The 18,234-nt window shown below is 71.1% G+C and carries 15 protein-coding genes and 1 pseudogene; 6 read left to right on the top strand and 10 right to left on the bottom strand.

The features are described 5' to 3' along the window. The first annotated feature begins 54 nt into the window (after positions 1-54). The 5 genes and pseudogenes from DEJ43_RS31495 (at position 55) to DEJ43_RS31515 (ending at position 5,174) form a co-directional block, all read left to right on the top strand. Positions 55-873, top strand: coding sequence for an ABC transporter ATP-binding protein (locus tag DEJ43_RS31495; RefSeq protein WP_015037475.1), 819 nt, complete (start codon positions 55-57; stop codon positions 871-873). Continuing rightward, positions 870-1,832 carry an ABC transporter ATP-binding protein gene (locus DEJ43_RS31500; protein WP_071892261.1) on the top strand — a complete coding sequence of 321 codons (963 nt, stop codon included), beginning with the start codon at positions 870-872 and terminating at the stop codon, positions 1,830-1,832. Before DEJ43_RS31495 ends, DEJ43_RS31500 begins: the two co-directional genes overlap by 4 nt. After that, positions 1,829-2,719 carry a branched-chain amino acid ABC transporter permease gene (locus tag DEJ43_RS31505; RefSeq protein ID WP_015037477.1) on the top strand — a complete coding sequence of 297 codons (891 nt, stop codon included), beginning with the start codon at positions 1,829-1,831 and terminating at the stop codon, positions 2,717-2,719. Before DEJ43_RS31500 ends, DEJ43_RS31505 begins: the two co-directional genes overlap by 4 nt. Further along, positions 2,712-3,809 (top strand): annotated as a pseudogene (locus tag DEJ43_RS31510) (branched-chain amino acid ABC transporter permease); the annotation flags it as partial. The gene DEJ43_RS31505 and the pseudogene DEJ43_RS31510, both read left to right, overlap by 8 nt. A 99-nt stretch (positions 3,810-3,908) precedes the next feature. After that, positions 3,909-5,174 (top strand): ABC transporter substrate-binding protein, encoded by a 1,266-nt coding sequence (locus tag DEJ43_RS31515; protein ID WP_015037479.1) that lies wholly within the window; start codon positions 3,909-3,911, stop codon positions 5,172-5,174. Between the two features lie 4 nt (positions 5,175-5,178). Here DEJ43_RS31515 and DEJ43_RS31520 read toward each other — a convergent pair whose 3' ends face one another. Further along, positions 5,179-6,018, bottom strand: coding sequence for an NAD-dependent epimerase/dehydratase family protein (locus tag DEJ43_RS31520; RefSeq protein ID WP_015037480.1), 840 nt, complete (start codon positions 6,016-6,018; stop codon positions 5,179-5,181). A 58-nt stretch (positions 6,019-6,076) separates the two neighbouring features. Between DEJ43_RS31520 and DEJ43_RS38725 the strand changes: the two genes are divergently transcribed. After that, entirely contained in the window at positions 6,077-7,078 is a 1,002-nt protein-coding gene (locus DEJ43_RS38725) for a GNAT family N-acetyltransferase (protein WP_015037481.1), read from the top strand. Between the two features lie 69 nt (positions 7,079-7,147). Here DEJ43_RS38725 and pssA read toward each other — a convergent pair whose 3' ends face one another. The 9 genes from pssA to DEJ43_RS31575 all read right to left on the bottom strand — a co-directional run bounded on the left by pssA (position 7,148) and on the right by DEJ43_RS31575 (position 18,020). After that, entirely contained in the window at positions 7,148-8,014 is an 867-nt protein-coding gene (gene pssA, locus DEJ43_RS31535; RefSeq protein ID WP_041663089.1) for a CDP-diacylglycerol--serine O-phosphatidyltransferase, read from the bottom strand. Beyond that, positions 8,007-8,663 (bottom strand): phosphatidylserine decarboxylase, encoded by a 657-nt coding sequence (locus DEJ43_RS31540; RefSeq protein ID WP_015037483.1) that lies wholly within the window; start codon positions 8,661-8,663, stop codon positions 8,007-8,009. Before DEJ43_RS31540 ends, pssA begins: the two co-directional genes overlap by 8 nt. 169 nt (positions 8,664-8,832) lie before the next feature. Continuing rightward, a complete protein-coding gene (locus DEJ43_RS31545) occupies positions 8,833-10,038 on the bottom strand; it encodes an acyl-CoA dehydrogenase family protein (protein ID WP_015037484.1) in 1,206 nt (401 codons plus the stop codon). Between the two features lie 3 nt (positions 10,039-10,041). Continuing rightward, a complete protein-coding gene (locus DEJ43_RS31550; protein WP_015037485.1) occupies positions 10,042-10,566 on the bottom strand; it encodes a MaoC family dehydratase in 525 nt (174 codons plus the stop codon). A gap of 4 nt (positions 10,567-10,570) precedes the next feature. Further along, positions 10,571-11,536 carry an HpcH/HpaI aldolase/citrate lyase family protein gene (locus tag DEJ43_RS31555; RefSeq protein ID WP_015037486.1) on the bottom strand — a complete coding sequence of 322 codons (966 nt, stop codon included), beginning with the start codon at positions 11,534-11,536 and terminating at the stop codon, positions 10,571-10,573. After that, positions 11,533-13,554, bottom strand: a complete 2,022-nt coding sequence (locus DEJ43_RS31560) for a protein meaA (RefSeq protein ID WP_015037487.1) — start codon at positions 13,552-13,554, stop codon at positions 11,533-11,535. Before DEJ43_RS31560 ends, DEJ43_RS31555 begins: the two co-directional genes overlap by 4 nt. 14 nt (positions 13,555-13,568) lie before the next feature. Continuing rightward, on the bottom strand, positions 13,569-14,906 hold the full coding sequence (gene ccrA / locus DEJ43_RS31565) for a crotonyl-CoA carboxylase/reductase (RefSeq protein ID WP_041663092.1): 1,338 nt from the start codon (positions 14,904-14,906) through the stop codon (positions 13,569-13,571). A 386-nt stretch (positions 14,907-15,292) separates the two neighbouring features. Further along, entirely contained in the window at positions 15,293-16,123 is an 831-nt protein-coding gene (locus DEJ43_RS31570; protein ID WP_015037489.1) for a TetR family transcriptional regulator, read from the bottom strand. 115 nt (positions 16,124-16,238) lie between these two features. Then, positions 16,239-18,020 (bottom strand): 3-hydroxyacyl-CoA dehydrogenase family protein, encoded by a 1,782-nt coding sequence (locus DEJ43_RS31575; protein WP_015037490.1) that lies wholly within the window; start codon positions 18,018-18,020, stop codon positions 16,239-16,241. Positions 18,021-18,234 lie beyond the last annotated feature (214 nt).

Genomic DNA, 18,234 nt, shown 5'->3' on the forward strand with positions numbered 1-18,234 from the left:
CCATCGAAGCGGCCGGGGACCCCGTGTGGCGAGCCGGCCGGGGAAAGGGGAGTCATGGGAGGTACCGCACCCGCCCTTGAGGTGACGGACCTGACGGCGGGATACGGGCCGGTACGGGCGCTGCGGCAGGTGTCGCTGACGGTCCCTGCGGGCGAGATCGTCACCGTCCTCGGAGCCAATGGCGCCGGCAAGTCGACGCTGTTGCGGGCCGTTTCGCGCACGCTGCGGTTCCACGGCGGCGCCGTGGTCTCCGGCACGGTGCGCCGGGACGGCCGGCCGCTCGACGGGCTGCCGCCCGACCGGGTCGTCGCGGCGGGCGTCTCCCAGGTGCCGGAGGGGCGTCAGGTCTTCGCGCGGATGACGGTGGAGGACAACTTGCGGGCGGGGGCGCTCGGCAGCCGCGGGGGGCGGGCGGCGAAGGCCGCCGCGCTCCGCCGGGTCCACGAGCTGTTCCCGGTGCTCGCCGAGCGCGCCCGGCAGCCCGCCGGGCTGCTCTCGGGCGGCGAGCAGCAGATGCTGGCGGTGGGCCGTGCGCTGATGGCCGCGCCGGATCTGCTGCTCCTGGACGAGCCGTCGCTGGGCCTGGCTCCGCTGATGGCGGCCCGGATCGCCGACGCGGTCCGGGAGATCAACGCCCAGGGCACGGCGGTGCTGCTCGTCGAGCAGAACGCGGCGCTCGCCCTGCGGCTGGCCTCGCGCGCGTACGTCCTGGAGGTCGGCGAGGTCACCCTGTCCGGCCCGGCCGCCGAACTCGCGGCCTCCGACGAGGTGCGCCGCCGCTATCTGGGTGTCGTGGACGAGGAGGCGGCCGCCGACGCGGCTCGCGCCGACGCCGCGCACCCGGTCCTGTCCCGCTGGGAGGAGACGAGATGACGACGCCACCCCCGCCCGGGGGCCCCGAACGGGAGCCCACCCGTGGGCCCGGCCCCGCGACGCCACCCCCGCCCGGGAGCCCCGAACCGCAGCCCGCCGGTGAGCCCACCCGTCAGCCCAGCCGCGAGCCGGTACCCGACGGCGCCCCACCCCCCGGCCCCCAAGCGCCCACCACCCCCTCCGCCCCACCGCTCGCCCTCGAAGTCCGTGGTCTCACCGTCCGGTTCGCCGGGCTCACCGCCCTCGACGGTGTCGGCTTCACCGTCCGTCCCGGTACCGTGCACGCCCTCATCGGTCCCAACGGCGCGGGCAAGTCCACCTGCTTCAACGTCCTCTCCGGCGTCTACCGCGCCACCGAGGGCTCCGTCCGTCTCGGTCCGCACGAGCTGACCGCGCTGTCCCCGCACCGGATCGCGGACCTCGGCGTCGGCCGGATCTTCCAGAACCTGGCCCTGCCGCCCCGCGCCACCGTCGAGGACAGCCTGATGCTCGGCCGGCACCGGCTGACCCGCACCGGTTTCGTCGCCGCCGGGCTCCGGCTCCCCTCGGCGGCCCGGGAGGAGGCGCGCCACCGTGCCAGGGTCCGGGAGATCGCTGCCTTCGTCGGCCTTGAGCGGCAGCTCGACCGGCCGGCGGGCTCGCTCCCGTACGGGCAGCAGAAGCTCGCCGAACTGGCCCGCGCCCTCTGCATGGAGCCGAAGCTGCTGCTGCTCGACGAGCCGGTCGCCGGGATGACCGCCGACGAGCGGCGCCGCACCGCCTCGGTCATCGCGGGCGTCCGCGACGGCCTCGGCATCTCGGTGCTCCTCGTCGAGCACGACATGGGCCTGGTGATGCGCCTCGCCGACTCCGTCACCGTCCTCGACTTCGGCCGCCGGATCGCCGACGGCGCCCCCGCCGACGTGCAGAACGACCCGGCGGTCGTCCGCGCCTATCTCGGAGAGGAGTCCGCCGCGTGAGCACCTTCGCCGAGTTCCTGATCAACGGCATCTCCCTGGGCTCGATCTACGCCCTCATCGCCCTCGGCTTCGTGGTCATCTTCCGGGCCACGGAGGTCGTCAACTTCGCCCACGCGTCGCTCCTCCTGGCCGGCGGCTACGTCACGGCCGTGCTCCACGACGAGATCGGCTTCTGGCCCGCGCTGCTCGCCGGCGTCGCGGGCGCGGCGGTGGTCGGCGCGGCCGTCGAGTTCCTGGTGATGCGGCGGCACCGGGGGAGCGACCACAGTGTCCTCGCCATCGTCACCATCGGCGTCGACATCCTCCTCGCCACCGAGCTGACCCGCCGGATCGGCACCGACATCCTGGCCCTCGGCGACCCCTGGGGCGACGCCGTCGTCACCGTCGGCGGGGTCACGATCGCGGAGACCCGGATCGCCGCGCTGCTCGCGGCGGCCCTCCTCATCACGGCGTTCCTGCTGGCCTTCCGGTACACGTCCTGGGGCGTCGCCATGCGGGCCGCCGCCGAGAACCAGGAGACGGCCGCGCTCATGGGCATCCGGCTGGGTCGGGTCTCCCTCGGCGCCTGGGCGGTCGCGGGCGGCCTCGCCGCCGTGGCCGCGCTCTTCCTGACCGTCTTCCCGACCCCGGGTCTGGAGCGGGCCACCTCGCTCGCGGCGCTCAAGGCCTTTCCCGCCGCCATCCTCGGCGGCCTCGACTCCACCACGGGCGCCCTCGTCGGCGGCCTTCTGGTCGGCGTCACCGAGTCCCTCGCCACCGGCTACCAGGGCGACCTGGCGTTCCTCGGCCGGGGGATCGGTGACCTGGCCCCGTATCTCGTCATGGTCGCGGTGCTCCTGATCCGCCCGGCCGGACTCTTCGGCACGAAGGAGCTCGCCCGTGTCTGAGACCCTCGCCCGGGGCGGCCTGAGGGTCGGCAGCCCCGCCGTGTACGGGGGAGCCGCCGCCTGTCTGTTGCTCCTCGTCCTGCCCTTCTACCTGGACCGCTTCTGGCTGCAGGCCGGTCTGTTCGCGATGGCCGCCGCCCTCGGTGCGATCGGCATCAACCTCCTGACCGGCGCCACCGGGCAGCTCTCCATGGGGCACGCCTTCTTCCTCGCCGTCGGCGCGTACGGTTACTGCGCCTTCGCCGGGGACGGCGCCGACGGGCTCGCCGGACTGGGTCTGCCCGGCTGGCTCGCGGCCGTCCTCGCCGTCGCCCTCGCGGGCCTGGCGGGAGGGGTGTTCAGCCCGATCGCGGGCCGGCTGCGGGGCGCGTACCTCGGCATCGCCACCCTCGCGCTGATCTTCATCGGCCAGCACGTGCTGTTCAACGCGCATGACCTCACCGGCGGTTACAACGGCCGTGCGGTCCCGCCGCTCTCCCTCTTCGGTCTCACCTTCGACGACACCGAACTCCTGGTCGCCCAGGTGCCGTTCGGCGCGGTGGAGAAGCTCTGGTACCTCGGTCTTGTCCTGCTCCTGGCCGGCTTCCTGTTCGCCCGGGGCGTGCTCAGGGGCCGCCCGGGGCGCGCGATGAACGCGATCCGTGACCACCGGATCGCCGCCGGCGTCATGGGCATCCCGGTCGCCCGCTACCGGGCCGCCGTCTTCGTCCTGTCGTCCATGTACGCGGGCCTCGCCGGGGTCCTGCTGGCCCTGGTCTTCCAGCGCACGGTGCCGGAGTACTTCGGCATGGCGCTGTCCCTGGAGTACCTGGCCATGATCGTCATCGGCGGTCTCGGCTCGGTCGCGGGCGCGGTCGCCGGAGGCGTCTTCGTCTCCCTGCTGCCGCAGCTCCTCAACCGTTACAGCGACGCGCTGCCGCTGGTCTCCGCCCCGGGGACGGGCGGCATCGCACCGGGGGAGGCCGCGCGCTACCTGTACGGCGCCGCCGTCGTGGCGGTGGTCCTGTTCCTCCCCGGAGGCCTGGCCGGGCTGGCGGCCCGAAGGCCCGGAAAACCGGGAGGCCGCAGCGGCCGCAGCAGCCCCGACAGCCCCCACAGCCCCAAGACCCCCACCCCGACCACCCCCACCCCCCCCCACCCCCACCACCCCCACCCCGACCACCACCACCGAACCCTCAGGGGAGGCACGATGACCCACCGACGACAGGCCGTGCGGGGCCTGGCCGCCGCGCTCGCCGCACTGGTCGCCCTCACCGCCGCCGGATGCAGCTCCAAGGCCAAGACCGGCGACGGCAAGCAGACCGGGGCGGGCGGGGTGAAGACCGGCGAGGGCGTCACCGACAAGACGATCTCGCTCGGCGCCCTCACCGACATGACCGGCGTGTACGCCACCCTCGGCAAGAGCGTCACCCAGGCCCAGCAGCTGTACGTGAAGCAGGTCAACGCCGCCGGCGGGATCTGCGGCCGACAGCTGGAGCTGACGGTCCGCGACCACGGCTACGACCCGCAGAAGGCCCTCGCCGCCTACACGGAGCTGGAGCCGAAGGTCGTCGGATACGCCCAGTTCATCGGTTCCCCGTTCGTCGCCGCCGTCAAGCCCCGGGTCGACGGCCAGGACAAGGCCCTCGTCCTCCCGCAGGCCTGGTCGGCCTCCCTGCTCGGCTCCCCGTACATCCGCGTCCTGGGCGCCACGTACGACGTCGAGACCATCAACGCCGTCGACTTCCTGGTCAAGGAGAAGGGCCTGAAGTCGGGCGACAAGCTCGGCCACGTCTACTTCGAGGGCGACTACGGCGAGAACGCGCTCAAGGGCTCGAAGCACGCGGCGGGGAAGGCGGGTCTGACCGTCGTCGAGCAGAAGATCAAGCCCACCGACAACGACATGTCGGCGCAGGTCGCGGCGCTCAAGCAGGCCGGCGTCAAGGGCATCGTCATCAGCGCGGGCCCGCGCCAGGCCGCCTCCCTCGTCGGCGTCGCCGCCGCCACCGGCCTCCGCGTCCCGGTCGTCGGCAACAACTCCGCCTTCGCCCCGCAGCTCCTCGGCACCCAGGCCGGTCCCGCCCTGGAGAAGATGTACTGGTTCGCCTCCCCGAGCCTGCCCATCGGCGCGGACACCCCGACCGCGAAGAAGCTCGTCGCGGACTACCGGGCCGCCTACCCGAGCGACGCCCTGGACAACGGCATCGTGGCCGGCTGGACCGCGGCGAGCGTCTTCGGCGAGGCCCTGAAGAAGGCCTGCGCGGAGAAGGACCTCACCCGGGCCGGCGTCGACAAGGCGCTCCTGACGATGACCTCGTACGACGCCGGCTTCGGGATGACCCACGACCTCGGCGACCCCAAGGCCCCGTCGTCGCGTGAGTCCGTGATCATCCAGCCGGACAAGAGCGTCCCGGGCGGCATGCGCACGGTCCGCCCGCCGTTCGTCTCGGACGCGGCGAAGACCTACACGCCCTGACCGGTCAGCCGGTGCCCTGGTCCGCGAAGCCCGTCCGCCAGGACGGCCGGACCGGGGCCCAGCCCAGCCCGCGCGCCCGCGCGTTCAGCGCGCCCCGCGCCCAGGGCGCCCGGCCCTCGCTGCGGCGGGGCGCCGGGACCCCCAGCGCCGCCGCGAGGACCGGCAGCCAGTCGTGACCGGGCGCGGGCTCGTCGTCCACCACGTTGTACGCGCCCGGGGGCCAGGTCAGGGCCCGTACGGCCGCGTCGGCGGCATCGGCGACGTGCACGAAGGAGCTCACCGAGGCGTCGGCCGCGGTGCTCCCGAGGAACCGGGCGGCCGGGTCCCCGGCGAGCGCGGCGGCCACCGGGCCCCCCGGGGCGTACCAGGTGCCGGGGCCGTACAGGACGCCGTACCGCAGGACGACGGCCTCCGGGAGCTCGGCGACCGCGGACTCCAGGGCCCGCACCCCCGCGACGATCCGCGACCTGGGCGCCTCCTCGGTCGGGTCGAGCGGCACGGACTCGTCCGCGGGCCCGTCCCCGGGGGCGTACGCCCAGCTGATCGACTGTGCGACGATCCGCCGGACGCCGGCGCTCCGCGCCGCGTCCACCAGGTTCCGGGTGCCCTCGACCCGTACGCGGTTGTTCGCGGCCCCGTCGGCCGACCCCAGGTCCGTCAGCTGGTGGACCACCACGTCCGGCGCGGCCTCGGCCACCGCCCGGCGCACCGCCCCGGCGTCCAGCACGTCCACGGGCACGGGCCCGCGCCGGGACAGTCCCACGACCTCGTGCCCGGCCGCCTGGAGGCGTGGCACGAGCTGACGACCGACGGCGCCCGTGGCGCCCGCTACCAGTACACGCATCGGCCCAGCGTAAAAGATCTTCACGTGCCCGAAACATCGCGGTGTGAAGCTCGGGCCCATGACTGCGCGCATCGAGGAGAACCGCTCCCACCCCCGCCTTGCCGACCTGCTGTCCGCGTACCACCTGGTCAACCAGGCCGAGAAGGGCACGGCGGTGGAGGCGGTCGCCCAGCTCCCCGTCGTATACCGGGCCGAGGTCGAGGACCCGGCCGCCGCGTTCGCCGCCGACACGGTCCTGCTCGCCACGCCGCCCGGCGAGGACCTCCCGGCCGGCTGTGTCGTCCTCAAGGCCCCGTACGAGGGCCGGGCGCCCGAGATCAAGCGGCTCTGGGTCGCGCCGGAAGCCCGGCGCAAGGGCCTCGCGAAGGCCCTCATGGCGGAGGCCCTGCGCCGCGCAGCGGCCTCGGGGGCACCCGCCGTACGCCTCACCGTCTGGAACTGGCGGGAGGAGCCGCTCGCCCTCTACCGGAGCCTCGGCTTCGAGACCGTCGCCTCCTGGGACGAGCGGCCCGACCTGGTCTGCCTGGAGAAGCGGTTCGACGTCATCGAGCGCCTCACCCCCGACGCCGTACGGGCGCACGCCTCCGCCGGCCTCGCCGCGCTCCTCGTCGACGCGGTGGACTCCGGCGCCTCCGTCGGCTTCCTGGCGCCGCTGGAGAGCCACCGGGCGGCCGCCTGGTGGACCCGTGTCGCCGAGGAGGCCGAGGAGGGCGCCCGGGACGTCTGGGCGGCCCACGGACCCGACGGCAGCCTCACCGGCGTCGTCACCCTCATCCGCGGCGGCGCCGCCAACGGCACCCACCGCGGCGAGATCGCCCGGCTCCTGGTCCACCGCTCCGCCCGGGGGAGGGGCCTCGGGTACCGGCTGCTCGCCACGGCCGAGGCGCACGCCGCCGCCACCGGTCTGCGCCTGCTCGTCCTGGACACCCAGACCGACAGCCCCGCCGAGCGCCTCTACCGGGGCGCGGGCTGGACGGCCGCCGGCACGATCCCGGACTTCGCCGCCGACCCGGCGGGCGTGCTGCGCCCGACCACGCTCTACTACAAGCGCCTCGGCTAGCCCCGACCCGGTCCGGGCACGCGGAAGGGCCCCGGAGGCGATCGCCTCCGGGGCCCTTTCCCGTACGGGTTACGGCAGCTGTGCCGCTCGCGCCTCCCGGCTCTCACGCCGGTTGCCGCGGAAGGTGTTCACTCGACGGGCCGTCGCGAAGAGGGGGATCACGGCGCCCATCACGACCTGGAGCGCGCAGCCGGTCTGGAGCAGGAACTGTCCGCCCGGAGCGTCGAAGGCCCAGGCCGCCAGCATGCCCATCGCGCCGACGATCCAGCTGAGCATCGCCACCGCGAGGATGCCCCGCGGCTTGGGGTACTCGACCCGGCTCACCATCAGCCAGGCGACCCCGATGATCGCGAGCAGCGTCGGGATGAACGGCAGCTCCAGGAGCACGATCGAGACCACCGTCAGCGCGCCGAAGGGGCTCGGCATGCCCTGGAACATGCCGTCCTTCATGGTCACGCAGGAGAATCTCGCCAGCCGCAGCACCACGGCGAGCAGCACCACGATCGCGGCCACCGCCGAGACCTTCTGCTGCGCGTCGTCCGCGACCATTCCGTACACGAGCACGAAGTAGGCCGGGGCCAGACCGAAGCTGATCAGGTCCGAGAGGTTGTCGAGCTCGGCGCCCATCGGGGAGGAGCGGAGCTTGCGCGCCACGATCCCGTCGAAGAGGTCGAAGATCGCCGCGGCGAGCATCAGGATCACGGCGGTGGCGGCGCTGTTGCGCGCCATGCCGGTCTCCGTGCTGCCCGTCAGGTGCGGGATGAGGATTCCGGTGGTGGTGAAGTACACCGCCATGAATCCGCACGTGGCGTTACCGAGCGTGAGGGCGTCCGCTATGGACAGCCTCAGCGACAGCGGCATCTCCTCGGCCTCTTCGGCCGCTTCCGCATCGGTGCCGGCGACCCAGTCGGCGGCCCGTGTGTCGGGATCAATCACGGTCAATGCGAGTCACCCCCGCCGTGGTGGCCTGGCCGACCTCGACGGCGACCTCGACACCCTCGGGGAGGTAGATGTCGACGCGCGAGCCGAAGCGGATCAGACCGATCCGGTCACCCTGCTCGACCTTCGTCCCCTGCGGGATGTACGGCACGATGCGCCGGGCGACGGCGCCCGCGATCTGGACCATCTCGATGTCGCCGAGCTCGGTGTCGAAGTGCCAGACAACGCGCTCGTTGTTCTCGCTCTCCTTGTTGAACGCCGGGACGAACCCGCCGGGAACGTGCTCCACGGACGTCACGGTGCCGGCCAGCGGCGCGCGGTTGACGTGGACGTTCAGCGGGCTCATGAAGATGGCGACCCGGGTGCGCCCGTCCTTCCACGGCATGATGCTCTGCACCACACCGTCGGCGGGGGAGATGACCCGGCCCTGAGCGATCTCACGCTCGGGGTCGCGGAAGAACCACAGCATGCCGGCCGCGAGCGCGGTGGTCGGCACGGCGATGGCCGCGGCCCGCCTCGACTTGCGCGCGCGCACGAGGCTGAGCGCCGCGGTGGCGACGGTCGGCAGAAGCCACGGCGATGCTCCGCGCGCAATGCGTACGCCCGTGAGGCTGTCGCGGTGTGCAGAGGTTTGGCTGTGGGGCATGGATGACCTTCGTAGCGGATGATGCCGCACTGGCAACGGGGGACGGCGGCTTTCCCTCGATGCTATCGGTTGCGGGGCGCAACTGGGTAAGCCAGGAACCGAGTCGACGGCCGGAAGACGAACACAGGGTGTGATCTTCTTCGCGGCCGAAACGACTCAAAACCGACAATCAACCCTGGAATCGGTACTCCTCGAGCAGCCGACGACCAATGATCATTTTCTGGATCTCGGCGGTACCTTCACCGATGAGCAGCATCGGCGCCTCACGGTAGAGGCGCTCGATCTCGTACTCCTTCGAGAACCCGTAGCCGCCGTGAATGCGGAAGGCATCCTCGACGACCTCCTTGCAGTATTCGGAGGCGAGGTACTTCGCCATCCCTGCTTCGAGGTCGTTTCGTTCCCCGGAGTCCTTTTTGCGTGCTGCGTTCACCATCATGGCATGAGCGGCCTCGACCTTGGTAGCCATCTCGGCCAGCTTGAACTGAATCGCCTGGTGCTGGGCGATCGCCTTGCCGAAAGTGTGCCGCTGCTGGGCATACGAGACACCGAGCTCGAAAGCACGCTGAGCGACGCCACAGCCACGGGCCGCCACGTTCACGCGGCCGACCTCGACGCCGTCCATCATTTGGTAAAACCCTCGGCCGGTGACCCCGCCGAGGACCCGATTGGCCGGAATGCGCAGTCCGTCCATGATGAGTTCGGTCGTGTCGACGCCCTTGTAACCCATCTTGTCGATCTTCCCGGGGATGGTGAGGCCGGGGCGGACCTCTCCGAAGCCGGGCTCCTTCTCGACGAGGAAGGTCGTCATCGACTTGTGGGGGGCGGTGCCCTCCGGGTGTCCTTCGTCACTTCGGACGAGAACCGCGACCAGCGTTGACGTTCCGCCGTTGGTCAGCCACATCTTCTGGCCGTTCAGGACGTACTCGTCGCCGTCCTTCACCGCCTTCGACGTGATGGCCGACACGTCCGAGCCCAGGCCCGGCTCCGACATCGAGAACGCGCCCCGCGTCTCGCCGGCCGCCATCCGCGGCAGGAAGTAGTCCTTCTGCTCCTGCGTGCCGTGCTGCTTCAGCATGTACGCCACGATGAAGTGGGTGTTGATGATGCCGGAGACCGACATCCAGCCACGCGCGATCTCCTCCACGCACAGCGCGTAGGTGAGCAGCGACTCACCCAGACCCCCGTACTCCTCGGGAATCATCAGACCGAAGAGGCCGAGCTCCTTGAGCCCGTCGACGATCTGCTGGGGGTACTCGTCGCGGTGCTCCAGCTCGGTGGCGACCGGGATGATCTCCTTGTCGACGAACTCCCGGACGGTCTTGAGGATCTCCTGCTGGACGTCCGTGAGCCCGGCGGTCTGGGCGAGTCGGGCCATGGCTTACTTCTCCGTCTTCTTGGCGGGCTCGATGAGCGTGGGGCGGCCGGGCTGCTCGCCGCCGCGCTCCTTGATGTACGTCTCGGTGGGGACCATCACCTTGCGGCGGAAGACGCACACCAGGGTGCCGTCCTGCTTGTAGCCCTTGGTCTCGACGTACACGATCCCGCGGTCGTTCTTCGACTTCGACGGGGTCTTGTCGAGGACCGTGGTCTCGCCGTAGATCGTGTCGCCGTGGAAGGTCGGCGCCACGTGCCGCAGCGACTCGATCTCCAGGTTGGCGATGGCCTTGCCGGAGACGTCCGGCACCGACATGCCGAGCAGCAGCGAGTAGATGTAGTTGCCCACGACGACGTTCTTGCCGAAGTCCGTCGTGTTCTCGGCGTAGTTCACATCCATGTGCAGCGGATGGTGGTTCATGGTCAGCAGGCAGAAGAGATGGTCGTCGTACTCGGTGACCGTCTTCCCCGGCCAGTGCTTGTAGACGGCGCCGACCTCGAACTCTTCGTAGGTGCGTCCGAACTGCATGGTCCTACGCCTCCGGGATCTCGAACTTGCTGGTGCGCTGCATGCCGGCGGCGCGGCCCTTGCCGGAGATGACCAGGGCCATCTTGCGGGAGGCCTCGTCGATCATCTCGTCGCCGAGCATCGCGGAGCCCTTCTTCCCGCCGGCCTCGGACGTGTAGTAGTCGTACGCGTCGAGGATCAGCTCGGCATGGTCGTAGTCCTCCTGCGAGGGCGAGAAGATCTCGTTCGCCGCGGCGACCTGGTCCGGGTGCAGCACCCACTTGCCGTCGAAACCGAGGGCGGCGGCGCGCTGCGCGACGGCCTTGTAGCCCTCCTGGTTGCGGATCTGGAGGTACGGGCCGTCGATCGCCTGGAGGTTGTTGGCGCGGGCGGCCATCAGGATGCTCATCAGGATGTGGTGGTAGGCGTCCGCCGGGTAGCCGGGCGGCTGCTCGCCCACGACCAGCGACTTCATGTTGATGGAGGCCATGAAGTCGGCCGGGCCGAAGATGATCGTCTCGACGCGCTGGGAGGCCTGCGCGATCGCGTTGACGTTGGTGAGGCCCTGGGCGTTCTCGATCTGCGCCTCGATGCCGATCTTGCCGACCTCGAAGCCCATCGTCTTCTCGATCTGGGTCAGCAGGAGATCGAGCGCCACGATCTGCTGGGCGTCCTGGACCTTCGGCAGCATGATGCAGTCGAGGTTCTGGCCGGCGCCCTCGACGACCGTGACGACGTCGCGGTACGTCCAGTGGGTCGTCCAGTCGTTGACGCGGACCACGCGCGTCTTGCCGGTCCAGTCGCCCTCGTTCAGGAACTTCACGATGGTGTGCCGGGCCTCGGGCTTGGCCAGCGGGGCGCACGCGTCCTCCAGGTCCAGGAAGACCTGGTCGGCGGCGAGGCCCTGGGCCTTCTCCAGGAAGCGCGGGTTGGAACCGGGCACCGCGAGGCAGGAGCGGCGCGGACGCAGGCGGTTCACGGGGCTGGTCATGCGGAGACCTCCGTCTTTTCAAGGGGGTGGAGCTTGTTCGCTGTCCGGATCTCGTCGACGATACGTCCGATGATCTCCGTGATGCCGAAGTCCTTCGGCGTGAAGACGGCGGCCACACCCGCACGCTTCAGTTCTGCGGCGTCGGCGTTCGGGATGATCCCGCCGACGATGACCGGCACGTCGGCCGCGCCCGCCTCCCGCAGGCGCTCCAGGACGTCCGGGACCAGCTCGGCGTGCGAGCCGGAGAGGATCGAGAGGCCGACGCAGTGCACGTCCTCCGCGAGGGCCGCGCCCACGATCTGCTCGGGCGTCAGCCGGATGCCCTGGTACACCACCTCGAAACCGGCGTCACGCGCGCGTACGGCGATCTGCTCGGCCCCGTTGGAGTGCCCGTCGAGGCCCGGCTTGCCGACGAGCAGCCGCAGCCGCCCGCAGCCGAGCTCCTCGGCGGTCCGCGCCACCTTCTCCCGTACGAGAGCCAGCGGCGTGCCCGCCTCGGCCGTCACCGCGACCGGGGCCGAGGACACGCCCGTCGGGGCGCGGAACTCGCCGAAGACGTCCCGCAGCGCCCAGGACCACTCCCCGGTGGTGACGCCCGCACGCGCGCACTCCAGGGTGGCGGCGAAGAGGTTGCCGTCACCGGCAGCCGTCGCCTTCAGCGTCGCCAGGGATTCCTGGGCGCGGGTCTCGTCGCGGTTGTCGCGCCACTCGTGGAGGGCGGCGACCACCCGCGCCTCGTTCGCCGGGTCCACCGTCATGATGGCGGTGTCCAGGTCGGCGGTGAGGGGGTTCTCCTCGGTCGACTGGAAGATGTTGACGCCGATGATCTTCTCGTCGCCGGCCTCGATCCGGGCCCGCCGCTCGGCGTGCGAGGAGACGAGCTGCGACTTGAGGTATCCGGACTCGACGGCGGCCATCGCGCCGCCCATCTCCTGGATGCGGTCGATCTCGGCCAGGCACTCCTCGACGAGCGAGTCGACCTTGGCCTCGATGACGTGCGAACCGGCGAAGATGTCCTCGTACTCCAGGAGGTCGGACTCGTGGGCCAGGACCTGCTGGATGCGCAGCGACCACTGCTGGTCCCAGGGGCGCGGCAGCCCGAGCGCCTCGTTCCAGGCGGGCAGCTGCACGGCCCGCGCGCGGGCGTCCTTGGAGAGGGTGACGGCCAGCATCTCCAGGACGATCCGCTGGACGTTGTTCTCCGGCTGCGCCTCGGTCAGGCCGAGCGAGTTGACCTGCACGCCGTAGCGGAACCGGCGCTGCTTCTCGTTCTCGATGCCGTACCGCTCGCGGGTGACCTTGTCCCAGATGCGGCCGAAGGCGCGCATCTTGCACATCTCCTCGATGAAGCGGACGCCCGCGTTCACGAAGAACGAGATGCGGGCGACGACCTCGCCGAAGCGGTCCGCCGGGACCTGGCCGGAGTCCCGTACGGCGTCGAGCACCGCGATCGCGGTGGACATCGCGTACGAGATCTCCTGGACCGGAGTGGCCCCCGCCTCCTGCAGGTGGTAGCTGCAGATGTTGATCGGGTTCCACTTCGGGATGTTGTTCACCGTGTAGGTGATCATGTCCGTCGTGAGACGGAGGGAGGGGCCGGGCGGGAAGACGTGCGTCCCGCGCGACAGGTACTCCTTCACGATGTCGTTCTGGGTGGTGCCCTGGAGCCGGGTGGTGTCCGCGCCCTGCTCCTCCGCGACCACCTGGTAGAGCGCCAGGAGCCACATCGCCGTGGCGTTGATGGTCATCGAGGTGTTCATCTGCTCCAGGGGGATGTCCTGGAACAGCCGCCGCATGTCACCGAGGTGCGAGACGGGGACCCCGACCCGGCCGACCTCGCCGCGGGCGAGGATGTGGTCGGGGTCGTAGCCCGTCTGCGTCGGCAGGTCGAACGCGACCGAGAGGCCGGTCTGACCCTTGGCGAGGTTGCGCCGGTACAGCTCGTTGGACGCCTCGGCGGTCGAGTGACCGGCGTACGTCCGCATGAGCCACGGCCGGTCCTTCTGACGCTCAGTCATCTATGGTCCCGGGCTCAGATGTTGCGGAAGCGGTTGATGGCGTCGATGTGCTGGGCGCGCAGCTCCGGGTTGCGGACGCCGAGGCCCTCCTCGGGCGCGAGGGCGAGGACGCCGACCTTGCCCTGGTGCAGGTTGCGGTGGACGTCGTAGGCGGCCTGGCCGGTCTCCTCCAGGGAGTAGACCTTGGAGAGCGTGGGGTGGATCTTGCCCTTGGCGATCAGGCGGTTGGCCTCCCACGCCTCGCGGTAGTTGGCGAAGTGCGAGCCGATGATGCGCTTGAGCGACATCCACAGGTAGCGGTTGTCGTACTGGTGCATGTAGCCCGAGGTGGAGGCGCAGGTGGTGATGGTGCCGCCCTTGCGGGTGACGTAGACGCTCGCGCCGAAGGTCTCGCGGCCGGGGTGCTCGAAGACGATGTCGATGTCCTCGCCGCCGGTGAGCTCGCGGATCTTGGAACCGAAGCGCTTCCACTCCCGCGGGTCCTGGGTGTTCTCGTCCTTCCAGAACTTGTAGCCCTCGGCGTTGCGGTCGATGACCGCGTCGGCGCCCATGGCCCGGCAGATGTCGGCCTTCTCGGGGGAGGAGACGACACAGATCGGGTTGGCGCCGCCGGCCAGCGCGAACTGGGTGGCGTACGAGCCGAGTCCACCGCTCGCACCCCAGATGAGGACGTTGTCGCCCTGCTTCATGCCGGCGCCGTTGCGGGAGACCAGCTGGCGGTACGCGGTGGAGTTGACGAGGCCCGGGGAGGCCGCCTCCTCCCAGCTCAGGTGGTCCGGCTTCGGCATCAGCTGGTTGGACTTGACCAGGGCGATCTCCGCCAGGCCGCCGAAGTTGGTCTCGAAGCCCCAGATGCGCTGCTCGGGGTCGAGCATGGTGTCGTTGTGGCCGTCCGAGGACTCCAGCTCGACCGAGAGGCAGTGCGCGACGACCTCGTCACCGGGCTTCCACGAGTTCACGCCGGGGCCGGTGCGCAGCACGACGCCCGCGAGGTCGGAGCCGATGATGTGGTACGGCAGGTCGTGGCGCTTGCTGAGGTCGCTGAGCCGGCCGTAGCGCTCGAGGAAGCCGAAGGTCGACACCGGCTCGAAGATCGAGGTCCAGACCGAGTTGTAGTTGACCGAGCTGGCCATGACGGCGACCAGCGCCTCGCCCGGGCCGAGCTCGGGCAGCGGCACGTCGTCGAGGTGGAGCGACTTGCGCGGGTCCTTGTCGCGGCTGGCGAGCCCGGCGAACATCTCCGTCTCGTCCTTGTGGACGGTGACGGCGCGGTACGACTCGGGGAGCGGGATGTTCGCGAAGTCGGCGGACGTGGAGTCCGGGGACTGGATCGCGTCCAGGATGTCCTTCACGGGGGTGCCTCCGGCGGTGCGGCGTCCTGAGGGGAGGACGCGCTGAGGGTTACGTCTTGGAGTGCTGCTGTGGAGGTGTGCCGTCGGTTCGGCGGGGTGGTGCGGCTGCGCCTGGTGAGCGCGGAGGGTGCCTGTGACGCAGGCGTCCGGGCGCACAATCACGATCGCTTGTGGGGACAGCCGGCGCACGAGGAGACCTCTGCGCGCCGGCCGCCCGGACAACATCAACGTATGGCACCGCGTGTCACGTGACAAGGCACTGCGTGCCAACAATTTCACTCATATGCAATCTGCCGGTCACATGTGAGCGATGATCGATCGAATCGCAGGTCAAAACGGACGAAGGCCGCCCCCGGAGGGGCGGCCTTCGTCGTGGAGAGAGGGTGTCAGCGCTGCGACAGCGCCTGCTGGATGGTGCGCATGACCTCGTCGAGCGGAGCGTCCGTGCGGGCCACGGCGACCACCACGTCCCCCGTGGTGGAGGCCCGCACGGCCGGCGCCGGCTCGGCGGCCTGCGGAGCGGACGAGGAAGGGGCCGGGCGGCCCGCGCCTATGCCCGAGCCGAAGGTCTCCCGGACGATCGCGAAGGCGTGGTCCAGCTGGGCCTCCACGTCGCCCTGGCCGCCCGCCCGCAGCCAGCGGCGCAGGACGTGGTTGTGGGCCGTGACCACCGCGGAGGCGGCCACCTCGGCGAGCAGCGGGTCGTCGTTGCCGTCGTGGTGGTCGCGCTCGTCGAAGTGCCCGAGGAGATAGCGGGTGAACAGCCGCTCGTAGCGGGCCACCGAGGCGATCTCCCGCTCCCGCAGGGTCGGCACCTCACGGGTGAGCCGGTAGCGCTCCACGGAGACCGCCGGGGACCCCGCGTACATCTTCATGACTTCCTTGATGCCCCGGCACACCGTGTCGAGCGGGTGCTCGTGCGGCGGGGCCGCGTTCAGCACCGCCTCCGCCCGCACCAGGGTGTCGTCGTGATCAGGGAAGATCGCCTCTTCCTTGGAGCGGAAGTGGCGGAAGAACGTCCGCCGCGCGACCCCGGCCCGGGCGGCGATCTCGTCGACCGTGGTCGCCTCGTACCCCTTGGTCGCGAAGAGCTCCATCGCGGCCGTGGCGAGCTCCCGGCGCATCTTGAGCCGCTGCGCGGCGGCACGGGTCCCCGCCGCGCTCTCCGGAGCGTCGGACGGGGTGGTGGCACGGGGTGTCTTCGCGGCCTTGGGCATGGTCCGAACGTACTGCATCGGCGGGGGAGTGTGCCCAGGTGGGGGCGGGGAGGCCCCCGGGACACCGACGGTGCCCGGGGGACTCAGCAGACCGCCCCAGCCGGCCGCACCCGGCTCAGCGTCGGGCATATTCGCGGAAGCCGCGCCCCGTCTTGCGGCCCAGGCAGCCCGCCGCCACCAGGTGCTCCAGGAGCGGGGCCGGGGCGAGACCCGGGTCGCGGAACTCGCGGTGCAGCACCTGCTCGATCGCGAGGGAGACGTCAAGACCGACCACGTCGAGCAGTTCGAACGGCCCCATCGGGTAGCCGCCGCCCAGCTTCATCGCGGCGTCGATGTCGTCCAGCGTCGCGTAGTGCTCCTGGACCATCTTGATCGCGTTGTTCAGGTACGGGAAGAGCAGCGCGTTCACGATGAAGCCGGCCCGGTCCCCGCAGTCCACCGGGTGCTTGCGGATCTTCGTGGTGACCTCGCGGACCGTCGCGTGGACGTCGTCGCCGGTCAGCACCGTACGGACGATCTCGACCAGCTTCATCGCCGGAGCCGGGTTGAAGAAGTGCATCCCGATGACGTCCTGCGGGCGCGAGGTGGCGCGGGCACAGGCCACCACCGGCAGCGAGGAGGTCGTGGTGGCGAGCACCGCGCCCGGCTTGCAGATCTTGTCGAGCCGCGCGAACAGCTCCTGCTTGACCGCCAGGTCCTCGGCGACCGCCTCGAGGGCCAGGTCGACGTCGGCGAAGGCGTCCAGCGTGCCCGCCGGGGTGATCAGGGCCAGCGTCGCGTCACGGGCCTCGCCCGTCATCCGGCCCTTGTCGACCGAGCGGGCCAGCGACTTGGCGATCCGGGCCTTCGCCGTGTCCGCCTTCTCCTGGGAGCGGGCGGCGAGGACGACCTGGTACCCGGCCTTCGCGAAGACCTCGGCGATGCCGGAGGCCATGGTGCCCGAGCCGGCCACGCCCACCGAGCGGACCTCCCGGCCGCCGGCCGCCTCGGCGGAGCCGAGCGGGGTCAGCGCGTCCCGCACGACCTCGCCGGAGCCCGGCGCCTCGTACGTGTAGAAACCGCGGCCCGACTTGCGGCCGGTCAGACCGGCCTCGCTGAGCTGCTTGAGGATCGGCGCGGGGGCGTGCAGCCGGTCGTGCGAGTCGGCGTACATGGCCTCGAGGACCGTACGGGCCGTGTCGACGCCGATCAGGTCGAGCAGCGCCAGCGGGCCCATCGGCAGGCCGCAGCCCAGCTTCATGGCCGCGTCGATGTCCTCGCGGGAGGCGTACTTGGCCTCGTACATGGCGGCGGCCTGGTTCAGGTAGCCGAAGAGCAGCCCGTCCGCGATGAAACCGGCCCGGTCGCCGACCGCCACCGGCTCCTTGCCGAGGTCCTGGGCCAGACGGGTGACGGCGTCGACGGCCCGCGGGTCGGTGAGCACCGAGGAGACCACCTCGACCAGCTTCATGGCCTGGACCGGGGTGAAGAAGTGCAGACCGAGGACCCGCTCGGGGTGCGCCGAGTCGGCGGCGAGCCGGGTCACCGAGAGCGCGTTCGTGCCGGTGGCGAGGATCGTCCCGGGCCGGACGATCCCGTCGAGGGCCCGGAAGACCTCCTGCTTCGCCTCGTACGACTCGGGCACGACCTCGATGACCAGGTCGGCCTCGGCGGCCGCGTGGAGGTCGGAGAAGGTACGGAAGCGGGCCAGGACGTCCTGCCGCTCCTCCTCGGTGATCCGCTCGCGGGCCACGGCGCGGGCGGTGGAGGCCTCCAGGGCGGCGACGGCCTGGGCGGCGGCGGTGTCGCTGATGTCGATGCCGATGACCTCGCGGCCGGCCCGGGCGAGGACATCGGCGATACCCGTGCCCATGGTGCCGAGACCGACGACGGCGATGGTGGAGAGAGGGGTGTCCATCAGGGGACTCCAGAGAGGAAGAGTGACGACTGAGGGCAGTGCGCGCACGAAAGGGCGCGGGAAAGAGCGGGGGCTCTGCCCGGGAAGAAAAGGGCGATGCCCTGGGAAAAGGGGGCGACGGACTCTGTCCCGGAGTCACGTCGAAACTGCCGAACCGACCGACACCCGCAACGGCTGCGTCACCAGGCCGTTGCGAGAAGCGCGGGGGGTGCCC

Origin of the sequence: Streptomyces venezuelae ATCC 10712 (genome assembly GCF_008639165.1) — a bacterium.
Taxonomy (GTDB): domain Bacteria; phylum Actinomycetota; class Actinomycetes; order Streptomycetales; family Streptomycetaceae; genus Streptomyces; species Streptomyces venezuelae.